Source organism: Peribacillus sp. Bi96, assembly GCF_918698115.1.
GTDB lineage: Bacteria > Bacillota > Bacilli > Bacillales > DSM-1321 > Peribacillus.
This window is the reverse complement of record NZ_CAKKLV010000032.1, coordinates 26,650-40,088: the sequence shown is the minus strand read 5'-3', so window position 1 is coordinate 40,088 and position 13,439 is coordinate 26,650. Positions and strand designations below refer to the sequence as shown.

The 13,439-nt window shown below is 33.1% G+C and carries 13 protein-coding genes and 1 pseudogene; 4 read left to right on the top strand and 10 right to left on the bottom strand.

What is annotated here, in order from left to right:
- Window positions 1–271: 271 nt before the first annotated feature.
- Window positions 272–529: a DUF2533 family protein gene (locus LQ203_RS24770; protein WP_061462797.1), complete on the top strand. Its 258-nt coding sequence runs from the start codon at window positions 272–274 to the stop codon at window positions 527–529.
- A gap of 238 nt (window positions 530–767) precedes the next feature.
- Here the strand turns inward: LQ203_RS24770 and LQ203_RS24765 are convergent, their stop codons facing one another.
- From LQ203_RS24765 to LQ203_RS24740, 6 genes and pseudogenes are all read right to left on the bottom strand, one after another.
- A complete protein-coding gene (locus tag LQ203_RS24765; RefSeq protein ID WP_230162300.1) occupies window positions 768–1,451 on the bottom strand; it encodes a DUF554 domain-containing protein in 684 nt (227 codons plus the stop codon).
- Window positions 1,452–1,513: 62 nt separating this feature from the next.
- On the bottom strand, window positions 1,514–2,332 hold the full coding sequence (locus tag LQ203_RS24760; protein WP_230162298.1) for a MerR family transcriptional regulator: 819 nt from the start codon (window positions 2,330–2,332) through the stop codon (window positions 1,514–1,516).
- 291 nt (window positions 2,333–2,623) lie between these two features.
- Window positions 2,624–3,004, bottom strand: coding sequence for a hypothetical protein (locus LQ203_RS24755; RefSeq protein WP_082352215.1), 381 nt, complete (start codon window positions 3,002–3,004; stop codon window positions 2,624–2,626).
- 228 nt (window positions 3,005–3,232) lie between these two features.
- The gene (locus tag LQ203_RS24750; RefSeq protein WP_053536498.1) at window positions 3,233–3,865 is read right to left on the bottom strand and encodes a type 1 glutamine amidotransferase family protein; all 633 of its coding nucleotides are present in this window, start codon (window positions 3,863–3,865) and stop codon (window positions 3,233–3,235) included.
- Between the two features lie 236 nt (window positions 3,866–4,101).
- Window positions 4,102–4,596 (bottom strand): DinB family protein, encoded by a 495-nt coding sequence (locus tag LQ203_RS24745; protein WP_230162296.1) that lies wholly within the window; start codon window positions 4,594–4,596, stop codon window positions 4,102–4,104.
- 145 nt (window positions 4,597–4,741) lie between these two features.
- Window positions 4,742–5,313 (bottom strand): annotated as a pseudogene (locus tag LQ203_RS24740) (recombinase family protein).
- Between the two features lie 120 nt (window positions 5,314–5,433).
- Between LQ203_RS24740 and LQ203_RS24735 the strand changes: the two are divergent.
- From LQ203_RS24735 to LQ203_RS27590, 3 genes are all read left to right on the top strand, one after another.
- Window positions 5,434–5,691, top strand: coding sequence for a DUF2533 family protein (locus LQ203_RS24735; protein ID WP_057277283.1), 258 nt, complete (start codon window positions 5,434–5,436; stop codon window positions 5,689–5,691).
- 207 nt (window positions 5,692–5,898) lie between these two features.
- Window positions 5,899–7,434 carry a stage V sporulation protein B gene (gene spoVB, locus LQ203_RS24730; protein WP_148359577.1) on the top strand — a complete coding sequence of 512 codons (1,536 nt, stop codon included), beginning with the start codon at window positions 5,899–5,901 and terminating at the stop codon, window positions 7,432–7,434.
- A gap of 1,793 nt (window positions 7,435–9,227) precedes the next feature.
- Window positions 9,228–9,356, top strand: coding sequence for a hypothetical protein (locus tag LQ203_RS27590; protein WP_255264169.1), 129 nt, complete (start codon window positions 9,228–9,230; stop codon window positions 9,354–9,356).
- Window positions 9,357–10,202: 846 nt separating this feature from the next.
- Here LQ203_RS27590 and LQ203_RS24720 read toward each other — a convergent pair.
- The 4 genes from LQ203_RS24720 to LQ203_RS24705 all read right to left on the bottom strand — a co-directional run bounded on the left by LQ203_RS24720 (window position 10,203) and on the right by LQ203_RS24705 (window position 13,411).
- Window positions 10,203–10,772, bottom strand: a complete 570-nt coding sequence (locus LQ203_RS24720; protein WP_230162292.1) for a recombinase family protein — start codon at window positions 10,770–10,772, stop codon at window positions 10,203–10,205.
- 208 nt (window positions 10,773–10,980) lie between these two features.
- A complete protein-coding gene (locus tag LQ203_RS24715; protein ID WP_230162290.1) occupies window positions 10,981–11,574 on the bottom strand; it encodes a hypothetical protein in 594 nt (197 codons plus the stop codon).
- A gap of 114 nt (window positions 11,575–11,688) precedes the next feature.
- On the bottom strand, window positions 11,689–11,841 hold the full coding sequence (locus tag LQ203_RS24710) for a hypothetical protein (protein ID WP_230162288.1): 153 nt from the start codon (window positions 11,839–11,841) through the stop codon (window positions 11,689–11,691).
- A gap of 151 nt (window positions 11,842–11,992) precedes the next feature.
- On the bottom strand, window positions 11,993–13,411 hold the full coding sequence (locus LQ203_RS24705; RefSeq protein ID WP_230162286.1) for a competence protein CoiA family protein: 1,419 nt from the start codon (window positions 13,409–13,411) through the stop codon (window positions 11,993–11,995).
- Between the last annotated feature and the right edge of the window lie 28 nt (window positions 13,412–13,439).

Below are 13,439 nucleotides of genomic sequence, written 5' to 3'. Positions count from 1 at the left end.
GATTTATAGGATTTTTCCCCTTCTAAGTACTCTAAAACTGCATGTAATTTTTCGTCTATCGTATATTTAGTCAAAAAAACTGCACCTCCAATTGTTAGATGTTGTCTAACAATTGGGGTGCAGTTCATATTCCAGACCTCTTTCATAATCACATCCGATGCGTGAATCAACTACCTTTTGGATTTATCTTTTATAGTTTTTGCTATTACTAAAAAAATGATGATGTTAATATAGAAGTAGCTATTAGAAAAAATTATAGGAGTGAAGGACAATGAGTGTACATAAAGCCCTTACGTTACATGCTCAAAAACAAAATCAACTTTTTACTGAATTTTCCCTATTAGACCAACAACGTGAAGATTATATTCAAGGAGCTATAGAATTATGTAAGGCTGAAAAGGATTTTACAACAGACCATATTAATCAAATCACTATGCAAATCAATGTTCTTGCAAACCAAAGGCTAATACCTACTCGTAAATTAGTTACCCCAGAAATGGTTCATTCATATGTGGAGTCATTAAAGTAAAATAATTTACTGATCTCTTAGTCGTAAGAAAAAGCACCGAATATCGGTGTTAACCTTCGACCTCCTAATCAAATATTAAAGATAATTTATAGCCCCCAGAAATGAGGGCTCTTTTTCTTTTAATCAACCATTTTTATAAAAGGTAAGACTTGCTTTTTCTCGATGCTCTCCATGAATGCGGCGGGACCCCTTATAGAACTAACGCACCCGTTAGTTTAAGTGTAATATTTCACAAATATTATAAATGAGAAAAATGAATAACTAAAAATACAATAGGAGGAATTATTATTGAAGGTAGAAGATTTAAAGTATTAAATTTCTTAATCCCCAAAATATTTAAACCAGATGCGATTATCAATATACCTCCTACAATCGTCACTTCGTTCAGAAGATCATTATTTATGGAGTTCTGCATTAAAATAGCAATTAAATAAATAGCACCTTGCCAAATAAATAAAACAATTCCTGCAACAGCTATCCCAATACCAAATGTGGATGCTAACACAATCGAGGTAATCCCATCCAACACCCCATTTGCAAGCAGATACGTATAATCTCCCTTTAACGCTGCCTCTACAGGACCTAAAATAGATAACGTTCCAATACAAAATAATAGGATAGCAGTCGCTAACCCCTCAGCTAAATTACCTCTGGAATATTTATTAACTAAAGCATTAAATTTTGATTCTAAATTCAGCCTTTGACCGAGCAATCCCCCTACGGCTAAGCTTACAATAAAAAGTACCGGATATTTGCTGGAAGGTAAATGTTGCACTAGTGCATTTATTCCTAACCCCAACGCAACTAACCCCATAGCCTGCATTAGAATGTTGTGATATTCATCTTTTATCCCCTTTTTAAAGATGCTTCCGATAATGCTTCCGATTACTATCATCATTGTATTAAAGATTGTTCCAAACATAATCATTTCTCCTTTTAATTATTGTTCTATCCAAAAATATAGACCCTCCTGTAACGGGAGGGTCAACACTTTATTGGTATTTGTATTTCTGTCAGATAGTCTTCTTTACTACCGGAGATATAATGGTCAATTATTGTTCTTTCAATGGAATCCCCGATAACTTGGAAACCGTTATCTTGAATACAATTGAGTAAGCTTCTATAATGTTCGGGTGAATCGCTGTGATTTCCATTATAATAAATGCAGGCATACATTCCTTCGGGAATAGTTGTCACTAAAGGATTCTGAATATCATCTTCTTCGACTAAAATAAATATCGAGTTATATTCATTGAACTTGTTGTTTAATGTATTATTAATACTTATCGTAAGACCTACTCCCCCAATAAATATAGAAGAACTCATATTAGACAGACTCTCTAATCGTCGTAAGGAAACTTCCATCTCAGGTTCTGAACTGATTATTTCCATTAATCTTACTATCCTTCTCTCTTTCCTCTCCTGTATGAATGGCACTTCCAATTCTTTTATTTCTCGTGCTAATTTAATGTCCTTGATTCGATTTTGGAACCTTCGGTTAATTCGTTCCAGTTCTTTCATTTTTTTTTCGGTTAATCGTTTCTGTTCCTCTAAGAGATACAAAAAACCATCGATATTCCTGTGATCCAGATGTCCCTTGATCTCCTTTAATGAAAAACCTAAATCCTTTAAATAATGAATAGTGTTCAAATGTTCAAATTGTTCCGTTGAATAATATCTATAACCGTTGTTTAGATCCGTATGTATAGGTTTTAATAAATCAATTTCATCATAATATCGAAGGGTTTTTACGGTCGTATTATGGAGTTTAGCCATTTCTCCAATTGAAAATCTATTCTTCAATTTAATCTTCCTTTAGAAAAACTTTTTATTATCACTATAATACACAATTTTACGAAGTTAAACTAACCTGCCCCTTTAGTTCCATAAGGAAATGCGGTCTTAAATACAATTCTGCTCTTCTGCTAACGCACCCTTCGTTCAACTATAAGTAAAAATCCACTTACATCACTATACAGATAATTTTGTAAACAAAAAGGCGTTGACCCTTTTGGTCAACGCTCTAAAATCGATAAAATACATTAATAACTAATACATGAACCTATTCAACTATGCCAAGCATAAATTTCAATATCAACCTTCATTCTCTTCTTCTTCATATAAATCGTGTTCACCAACATAAATTGGGCCGTTTGCATAATCAATTCTGATTGGCCATTCATAAGGAACGGATAAACGGCTTGCTACACCTCTCCAAAATTTACTCGAATCGGTTTCAAAATCCTGAAACTCTTTTAATAGTTCTTTATATGACGCTCCGTCAAATTGTATATTCATTTCCTGCAATCTCATGAAAGCCATATGTCTAATTTCAAGCTCTGCTGCCTTTTCCATTTCTTCTTCAGTAGCCACTTCGATAATGGTTCCTGGCGGGGGTAAAATAGCGTAGATATTATCTACCTCTTCTCCCATTTCTTGTGCGGGAATCAATTTATTCCGAATCCGATTAATCATAAAGTCAACTCCTAATGGTTTTCATCTATTATATATAAGTCTATCGAGCTGCGTAAACTAATACTCTTCATGTTCAACCAACGCACCCGTTAGTTTAAGTACAATCATTCACAATCTCTATTAACTTCTCTAAAATTTTTAAGTTATGTACTAAAACTATACTTTGGCATCGCATAAAGTATAGAGGTTATTTCAAGTAAAATAAAACTGCCAAGTTGATTTTTAAAATCACTTATTTATTGAGTTCATTAGTTGGAAGAAGTATTCAGGTTTGTGAGTCTTATTTAGGTTATACCACGAGTGTAATGTATCTGGTGCAAATACATCTAATTTTTTCAGTACTTCCATCGCAAATTCCAAAGGAGCTACTCCTGATGCAGTAACCAAATTTTCACCCGTTACTACAGGTTCCATCTCATAAAAATTTTCTCCTTTATAATTAGGACAGACCATTTTAATATACTCTAAGCTATTGCTTGTATGCTTTCTAGAATCTAGATATCCCATATTCGCTAGTCCCTCAGTAGCACCACAAATAGCAGCAACAATAGTGCCAAGCTTTAAAGCCTCGCCAATTTTTTTCAAGATAGGTTGATGAATAGCTTCTCCCCAAGTATTCCCTCCAGGTAGAATTACAAGATCTTTACTATCAAAGTTACATTCATCAAGAGAAATATCTGGTTTTATACTCAGTCCCCCCATCGTAGTAATAATTTCTTTATTCGCTCCTACTGTAATTACTTTTAAAGGTGCTAAATCTTTTTTGAAATATCTTCCTGAATTTAGTTCAGCAATTAAATATCCATATTCCCAGTCTGACATTGTATTAAATACATATAGATAAACTTTTTTTATTTTCATCTACTAACACTCCAATCATAATTTTCATAGTTTATTTTTTCCACATCAAAAGTTACCCCACCAAAAAAAGAACGTACGTTCCTTTTAATGCAATTATATTCCAAAATTAACCAATAGTCAATTTCTTATGGAACTATCCTGCCCCGTTAGTGCCATAAGAAAAAGGCTGCCTCAGCAACCTTCCTTATTGAAGTAAAGCACCCGTTAGTTCAAGTAGGCACTAGTGCAACTTTTATTTATTTATCTACTCCTGCATCTATTTTCCAGCTATTTTGCAACTTCCGGATATAAATGATCTGACCAATGTGATATGCGTTATGAGTTGACACATTTCCGAGTATTGCCCACCATTTCACGTGTCCAGGATAACCATTAACTTCTCTCTCAACTTTTTCTTCAGATAATAACTCTTGCCAACGTAAAAGCACCTCTAATAGTTGTTTTTTTAAGTCAGCAAAAGTATGATTTTCAGGAATAATAAAGCTGTTATTATTATTTCCTATTGAAGGCACAGCATCAACGTGAGATTTTTGGTACCTTGTTTGCCATGTTTGATTCCAATATAGTAGATGCTGCACAATTTCAGCAATACTATTACTTTCTTCGTTCGGCTTCCAACATGCATGTTCCTCAGACAATGTTTCTACTGAATCTGAAAATGGTAGGTACCAACTTGGGTCATTAGCATTTGCCAACAACTGATCCGATAAAACATCTTTTGCATGAACCATAACAAACACTCCTAATTTTTATATACTGTTTTTTCTAAATCTTTAAACAATATCATCTTATTATATTCTACATAGTATATTGATTGTCCTGTTCTTATTAAGCTAACCTGCCCCGTTAGTTGCATAAAGAAAAAGGCTAACACTATTAAAGTCTCGTCTCTTTCGCTTTAGCGTAAATAGTGGAACGTGGAACGCCTGTCATTTTAGCTATCTCATTTACACTTAATCCGTTAGATTCTCTCTCCTGAAACAGCTTCAAAGCCTTTTTAACGTCCTTCTCGTCCTTTCCTTTACGTCCCATATGGAGTTCCTTTAGCTTTTGCCCTTTCTCACGTCCCTCAGTGGTCCTATCTTTGATTAAATCACGTTCAAACTCAGCAATAGCCCCCAGCATAGTAAACATTAGCTTTCCAGATGGTGTACTAAAATCAATCTGTTCTTTGATGAATACTAAAGCTATTCCCCGTTCTCTAGTTCCTTAGCAATCTTTTGTAAATCAAATGTACTCCTAGCTAGTCTGTCTATTTTGTAAACAACCAGCTTGTCTCCTTCCCTTAAAAAGTCTAACGCCTTAATCAGTTCCTCACGATCACTTTTAGCACCACTTTGTTTCTCCATGAATATCTTCTCACAGCCATATTCTTTTAACTTCTCTTCCTGTAAATCTAATGATTGATCAATGGTGCTTACTCGTCCGTATTCATAATCACATCCGATGCGTGAAACAACTACCTTTTGGATTTATCTTTTATAGTTTTTGCTATTGCTAAAAAAATGATGATGTTAATATAGAAGTAGCTATTAGAAAAATAGAAAAAATTATAGGAGTGAAGGACAATGAGTGTACATAAAGCCCTTACGTTACATGCTCAAAAACAAAATCAACTTTTTACTAAATTTTCCCTATTAGACCAACAACGTGAAGATTATATTCAAGGAGCTATAGAATTATGTAAGGCTGAAAAGGATTTTACAACAGACCATATTAATCAAATCACTATGCAAATCAATGTTCTTGCAAACCAAAGGCTAATACCTACTCGTAAATTAGTTACCCCAGAAATGGTTCATTCATATGTGGAGTCATTAAAGTAAAATAATTTACTGATCTCTTAGTCGTAAGAAAAAGCACCGAATATCGGTGTTAACCCTCGACCTCCTGACACTCATTTTATAGATGAGTGTTTTTTTATGCTCAAATCTCCAAAAATACTCGTTAGTTCTACAAGAAAAATATAGAAAGCTAGTTTACCTTTATCCTGCATATATTCAAATATGGACAAGATAAAGGGTGAATAATTGATGACTAAACAAACTCTTTTTAAAGGAACTATGATTTTAACAGTTGCCGCATTCATTACAAAGATATTGGGATTCGCTAACGGAATAGTATTAGCAAATGTAATAGGTCCTGAAGGCGTCGGACTTATCATGATGGCAATGCCTGTTACTGGTCTTTTAATTACATTAACTACGTTAGGACTTCCCATAGCTATATCTAAACTGGTTGCTGAAGCTGAAATAAAGGGAAACTATAGACGTGTAAAAAAAATCCTGATTGTATCATTAGTAACTACTAGCTTTTTGGGATTTATTTTAATGATTATTGCAATTTTCGGTGCTAAGGCATTATCTTCACACTTCTTAACAGATCAAAGAGCTTATTATTCTTTACTTGCCGTTATACCGATAGTCCCTATTGTGGCAGTTTCTTCAGTCATAAAAGGATATTTCCGTGGCAAACAAAACATGACGCCAATTGCGCTATCCCAAGTAATTGAGCAAGTTGTTAGAATTGGGCTTATATTTTTTCTAGTTCAGTGGCTTCTTCCTTACGGAATCGAATATGCTGCAGCTGGGGCAGTTCTTTGTGGCATTATTGGAGAAGGATTTTCTCTACTATATTTATTTTCTGTTTTTAAATGGTCCAAACATAAAAAATTCAAATTACACCATTCCTTTATTAAACAGCTCAGCAAAGGTAAGGAAATTTTCTTCGATTTACTTCAAACTGGTCTGCCGACAACTGGAAACGGCTTTATACAATCTTTGATAGGAATTATTCAGCCCATTCTGATTACACAAAGTTTGGCTCTGGCCGGTATTGGAACGGCTTTAGCTACAAAACAATATGGTATTGTGATGGGATATGCTATACCTTTAATGCTTCTTCCGGGTTTTGTAACGAATTCTTTATCAGTAGCTTTAGTACCAGCCATTAGTGAATCGAAAGAGAATAATAATCATCTTCTTATTAAGAAAAGAATTCAACAAGCTGTAAACATAGCTTTGATTGTAGGCGTTCCATGGACAATCATTTTGTACGTTTTTGCAGAGCCCTTAACGACTCTGATATATAAGTCACCAGAAGCAGGTGCTTTTCTTAAAATCATGGGGCCATTCTTTCTATTACACTATTTCCGTACTCCCTTTCAAGCAGTACTGATTGGTTTAGGAAAAGCGAAAACTGTCATGATAAATAATTTAGTGGCTTCTATAATATCCTTAATTTCTATAGTCCTTCTTGCTTCAAACCCTGAATTAGGGATTTATGGAGTCGCCCTATCTTTAAATATAGGATTGACCTTAGGTACATCCCTTCATTTCTTTTCAATTAAAAAATTAATTGGGTTTTATTTAAACCTAATCGATACTATCAAAGTTATTTTATCCGGTATTATTATGGGGTACGGTGGATTAATTACATTTAAATATATTGAAAATGAGACTACAAATTCAATCGTGATATTGGTTATATCTTTAACGATTTCCTTGCTTAGTTATCTACTATTTCTACTTTTTTTCAAAATCATTGATTTTAAAAAATTGCATAAGTAGCATACATTTAACTAACTTACTGATCGGTGACAATACAGTTATTTAATTTTTCTTTTAACACACTTAACACCGTCCTATTATTCAGACGGTGTTAAAATTTTCTTTAACCATCAGCAGAAATAAGTCATTTAAACGTCTTCCTTAAGCAACTAGCGCACCCGTTAGTTTAAGTACATTTCTTCACAATCTTCGCTATATACTTTAATATAAATATCCAATTTGTATAATAGAATAATAATAAAGAAAGGATGTTTACAATCAAAACTTTTACAAATAACTTCAAAAACATCTTATTAGTTATTTTTTTCGTAGTTTGCGTTGTTAATGTTTTTAGTGATAATGAACAATTTAATATAGCTACTAATGTGGCTGCCATGATTTTAATTAGCATCGTCGGATTAATTAACAGAATATATGCAAAAAAAGAAGTATAATCGCAAAAATAAAAAGGAGCTGAAAGCTCCTCAGGCTGTCGAGAAACCCTCGACAGCCTCTATTTTTTTCTATTTGATTCATCCATAGTAGATATGTCATATAAAACTAACCTGCCCCGTTAGTGGAATACCAAAAGCTACCTAAGATATTGAAGAATTAACTGATATAATGCTATGCAAAGTCCTAAAATACACGCTTTCATTTTAGATGGATGGTTTCTTTTACTGCAAAACAAGTAAAAGAAAACTAATATAAAACCCAACGGAATCCATAGCTGAAAGACACCTTCTTTTGTACTGCGAGAAAAAATTGGAGCAATGTAAGTGCTTATCAGAAAGTAAAAGAAAATCGTAAATCGTCGTGTTTCTAATTGCTTGCTCCACCTTACTAAAAAGAAAATAATAATTATTGCGATAATCGTAATGTGTAAAGGGGGTAGCACAATAGCACCGTTCCCAAACTTGAATTCCAATCTGAATTGCCCTCCTTTTTTTATAGTGTATCACCATTTATAGGGAAATTTGGAATGTTTTCATTTGAAGTCATATCTTCCTCCGTAAATATCATTTAACCATATTCCTTATTCCACTAACCTGCCCCTTTAGTTTAAGTACATTTTTTCACAATCTCAATAGTGTAGAGCCTTTTTAGACACAATCCAATCACCTACAAAATAGAGTTCATAATGTCCATATGACTTGTATCAGAATGCTTATCGTTGTAAATACGCATTATCCTGATGCTACCCCTATATAAGGTAATGAAGGTAGTTGCTACTTATATCTAACTGATACAGCTGATACAGATAAGCTATTGATATGTATAGAGGTCCTGGGTGGTGCTCAGAGGTACAGTGATGGTGAATCATATGTTCTATCAGTATGCTTCAATGAGTGAACCAGCAGTGACAGTAAGGTGCAGTCTGTTTTGTATCCCTACCAATGATAGATGATATGTCTAATGGGTTATGTCGTTATGCTTATGATGGTTGATGTATTATGCTATGAGTAAGCAAGGAGCATGACGTTATGATGATAGGTAGTTCAATCGATGATGGATACAACATAGAGAGCACAAGAAGAGAAGCATATCAAGCAGGTCAAGGTAAACAATGTTTACCCTCCATTGATAGAAGATTCAGTTACAAATCCGCAGGGATCCAAATGAGTTCGAGGAAAGACTTAAAGGTACGCCCTACCACTTTTTTAACTATAATAACGTGTGAAGTGTCGTTCACACTACAGGACCCAAAATGCGGTTTGACCGTGAACTTTAAAAATCTAATCTTTACATTTTCAAAGGAAAAAACATATAAATATATGTTATATTATGGAACAACAAAGAAGGAGGAATTGTTCATGAAATACCATTACAATTTTATAATTGATGGAAAGCTCATCGAAGTTGAGGAAAGAAATTATGAACGTGCTGAGCAGCGTGCTAAAGAAATTCTGGCAGAAATGAATCAAATAAAAGCCAAAAAATAAAAGCCTAATCGAGACTAAAAATCTTGGTTAGGCTTTTATTTTTGCTTTTTTTTTAATTTCCGCCTGCTTCTATGGAGCATTTCACGAGTTTTTCTTTCATTTACAGGATTTTGTTCAATGATGAATATACATTGTCTGACAATCAACTTAATTCATTAATGTAATTAATAAGAAATTAGGTAATCATTATTCTGTTGGTGATTATGGGTTGAAAATGAGATATAGTGATGTACAGGAACAAAAGGTACTTTTTGGTCAGATGTAGATGCTTCATGTGAAGTTTCTGATTCAAAAGCTGAAAAAGTAGGTTATGATATGAATGCTGTAGGAACTTATAAATTGAATGTTAACCTTTCTAATGGCTATATAGTTCTTACTAGTTATCTCAACTTACTTCTTTAAATAAAACTAGTAAAGTTGCTCGTGTTTATCAAAGATACACATATAGAGATTAAAATTTTTAATGGGGTTGAATTAAAATGAATGTATCGTCTTCTTATTTTATTTTTGGTTTAATAAACATGATTTTAATGATTGGAGCTATACCAGCTATCATATACGCTTTATATTTATTACGAAAAATTTCAAAAAAATAAAGTAAAAAAAGGAAGAGGGACATTTGTAGTTCCTCTTCCTTTTTTGTGCCTTTGTTTCTTCAGCAAATCTTAATATTATCAAGCCTTTTATCTATTCGAATAATTACTTAAACACTACTACCCTTTTCTCATGTAAAGGTAGCTGAGTTTTTAGTTGGATGTGCAAAATAACACTTAAAATAAAATAAGTGCAAATTATCGGGTAAATGACAGTACACTGCCCCTACAAGCAGCAAAAAAAGACGATTAGCTATTGCTTAGTCATCTCTTTAACTTTAGCGTAAATAGTGGAACGTGGGACACCCGTCATTTTGGCTATATCATTAACACTTAAACCATTAGATTCTCTTTCATCATACAGCTTTAAAGCCTTCTTAACGTCCTTCTCGTCCTTCCCTTTACGTCCCATATGAGTTCCTTTAGCTTTTGCCCTTTCACGTCCCTCAGTGGTTCTATCTTTGATTAAATCACGTTCAAACTCAGCAATAGCCCCCAGCATAGTAAACATTAGCTTTCCTGATGGTGTACTAAAATCAATCTGTTCTTTGATGAATACTAAAGCTATTCCACGTTCTTCTAAATCCTTAGCAATCTTTTGTAAATCAAATGTACTCCTAGCTAGTCTGTCTATTTTGTAAACAACCAGCTTGTCACCTTCCCTTAAATAGTCCAACGCCTTAATCAGTTCCTCACGATCACTTTTAGCACCACTTTGTTTCTCCATGAATATCTTCTCACAGCCATATTCCCTTAACTTCTCTTCCTGTAAATCTAATGATTGATCAATGGTGCTTACACGTCCGTATCCTATAATAGCCATTATGTATAACCTCTTTTCATTTGTCTAAAAGTTTATTAACTTCTGTAATTTTATTCTAGACTAACTTCCGGACATTTTGAAGGGTTATTTTTAGGGCGAATTGAAGGGTTTTTTCAAGTCTCTAGAACTTGTAACTTTTAGACACTAAAGAAAAGGTAAATAGACAAAAAAAAGACCGCTGTTAAACGGTCGCACTTCATAAAGCAACTTACTTAATTTCTTTATCGACAATATTCAGAAATTCAACAAAGTCATCTAAAAAAATGTTTCGATCGTACAATTCATATTTAAATTCAGGATTAGCATCATTAATCTTTTCATCAATGTCCTTAATATCTTCTTTAATCTTTTCAATCTGTTCTATATAGAAATTCGGGTCATCCTTTTGGTGGTCTTTAATTGCATTAAATTTAAGTTCATCATTGTGCAAATATCCTTGGAAATGCGAGGATTCATTTGAATCTCGCTCAATAATTGAAATCGTTTGATAATATTCACTTTCAGGAATTTTAAAATGTAAGGTTTTATCCTGACTAGCTTCCAAAGAAGCAAAGAAGCGACCTGAATTGATTTTATTAACTATGAGCGTTAAAGAATCGCCGTTCATTTCTTCTGTTATTGAGCAACCTTTTGTTTCAAAGTATTCTTTAAAATCATTTAATGCTTTTTGACAAGCTTCATCTTTCTTTGATACGTATTCGGTTGAAGATTCATATCGGTCATATTTGGTACGAAACTCAATACATAAATTTTTAAGATCATCTTTCAAAGACTGTACACTAAGAATATTATCAAATCCCATTTTAAAATCCCCTTAATTTTATTTATACCAACTAATAAAAATTCTATAAAAACAAAGAAACACCTTTTTCTAATAAAAAAAAGACCGCTGTTAAACGGTCGCACTTCAATCTGGCTAAAACCAATGATTCCATATTTTGCTTACACGGTCTGATAATGGCTGAATCGCTGATGCTACCACTCTTAAAATTGCGATAATAAACAATCCAACAATTCCCACACCACCGCAGGATAAGAAAATATAAAATGCTACTTCCCACCAAGACATAAAATCCCCTTTCGCACGTTTCAATACATTATAACTTTTATACACGTACCTTTTACGAACGTCCTGAACTATTTACCGAAACCGGTGTAACAAGAATGACTATCTATAACATTAAGAAAAGAAGTAAGAGCATGTATTAAACATGCTCTTCTTAATAAAAAGGGTTATATTTTATAATCCTTTCATCAATTTGATGTAAATATTCGTCAATTTCTTTGGTTGTTTTACAGTGGCGATAAACAAGTGCATAGTCAATGGCATTAGGGTTCTTGTTATATGGTACTAAAAACCATTTTATTTTTTTTAAGGCAATGTTAGTCAATTCGGTATGACGAGAAGCAAGTTTTTCAAAAACGTCTTTATATGTGTTATATGCATACTCAACTAACGAAATTTTATCTTGGGTTTTCATTGTTAAATACTCTTCTAAAGAATTAGTTGCTTGAGCAACTAGGAAGGAGATTTTATACATATCCCATGAATGATTAAGATCAACAATTATTTTATGTTTTAATTGCTGGCTTTTTTTCAATGCGTTAAACGTATGAATATTTAGTATTAGCTTATCAATAAGACCTTTATATTTTTCAAAGAAATCTTTATCTGATAAATCCCTAATATCTTCAGCTATGTCTCTCTCATTATCTTGAATAAATCTGCGAGCAATATGCGCTTCACCATCTTGATAAATAGTGTTGGCAAAACCTTTCTTTTCAGGAATTCGTAATTGTAATTCCTCTTCTAGTAGCACTTCGTGTTCACGCTTTAGTTTCTTAATAATCCATATAAGCCTATCATTCATTTTGTCCTCAATCTCATCAAACAGCATCACACTATATTTAAATTCATCGTTCATTCTAAATCTAATCTTGTTTATAGGAGCAGCATGTTCTTTAGGACGATGATAAGTATAATTTGTTGTTACCCTTTTTCGATTAAAGACATTATTTTCTGTTACTGTTTCAAAATTAAAATCGATTGTTAGCTCTTCTTTTTCTATATCCAAGAAGTAACAAAGCCCAACCTCACCATAAAGCTTTTTCTCTAATTCGTTTCTTTTTCTTGCGTCTGTATGATCCTTGGCTCTAGAAAATTTAAGATACGTAGTTTTATCTAAAATCCAAAATGCTTGTATTCCAGCAGTGTTATAAAGGTTATGCCTACTTTCCCAATCAGTAAGACTAAGTTGACTATGCTGAAATTCAATAGCCCACCTTAATCCTTTAAAATTCCCATGAGTGTGCTTTATAAATACATCTGCAATTTGTTTGGTTTCTGGAATATATACTTCATATTCTATTTCAGCTCTTGGAAATCGACTCTTAAGTAATTTATATAGAATTTCTTTTCCTTTTACATGGGAGTCAGTTTCTGGCTCATGATAATCTGTAACACATTCTGAATTATGATGTGCGAAATGAGGTCTTTTTACCTTTCCTGGCTTATAAATAACAGTGCTTTTGCAATTCGGGCAAAGCAACGCCTTTTTAGTAGAGAGTATTTTAGTAGTATCAACGTTACAATTTGATGCTATTAAGGTATCCTCATTAGATGTAATGCATCTTAACAAATTAATCACCTTTCTTTTAGAAATATTT

What these genes read in the sequence shown, in the direction of transcription:
- LQ203_RS24770 (WP_061462797.1), top strand. Translation starts at nt 272, where the DNA reads ATGAGTGTACATAAAGCCCTTACGTTACATGCTCAAAAACAAAATCAA.
- LQ203_RS24765 (WP_230162300.1), bottom strand. Translation starts at nt 1,451, where the DNA reads ATGTTTGGAACAATCTTTAATACAATGATGATAGTAATCGGAAGCATT.
- LQ203_RS24755 (WP_082352215.1), bottom strand. Translation starts at nt 3,004, where the DNA reads ATGATTAATCGGATTCGGAATAAATTGATTCCCGCACAAGAAATGGGA.
- LQ203_RS24750 (WP_053536498.1), bottom strand. Translation starts at nt 3,865, where the DNA reads ATGAAAATAAAAAAAGTTTATCTATATGTATTTAATACAATGTCAGAC.
- LQ203_RS24745 (WP_230162296.1), bottom strand. Translation starts at nt 4,596, where the DNA reads ATGGTTCATGCAAAAGATGTTTTATCGGATCAGTTGTTGGCAAATGCT.
- LQ203_RS24735 (WP_057277283.1), top strand. Translation starts at nt 5,434, where the DNA reads ATGAGTGTACATAAAGCCCTTACGTTACATGCTCAAAAACAAAATCAA.
- spoVB (WP_148359577.1), top strand. Translation starts at nt 5,899, where the DNA reads ATGACTAAACAAACTCTTTTTAAAGGAACTATGATTTTAACAGTTGCC.
- LQ203_RS27590 (WP_255264169.1), top strand. Translation starts at nt 9,228, where the DNA reads ATGAAATACCATTACAATTTTATAATTGATGGAAAGCTCATCGAAGTT.
- LQ203_RS24720 (WP_230162292.1), bottom strand. Translation starts at nt 10,772, where the DNA reads ATGGCTATTATAGGATACGGACGTGTAAGCACCATTGATCAATCATTA.
- LQ203_RS24715 (WP_230162290.1), bottom strand. Translation starts at nt 11,574, where the DNA reads ATGGGATTTGATAATATTCTTAGTGTACAGTCTTTGAAAGATGATCTT.
- LQ203_RS24710 (WP_230162288.1), bottom strand. Translation starts at nt 11,841, where the DNA reads ATGTCTTGGTGGGAAGTAGCATTTTATATTTTCTTATCCTGCGGTGGT.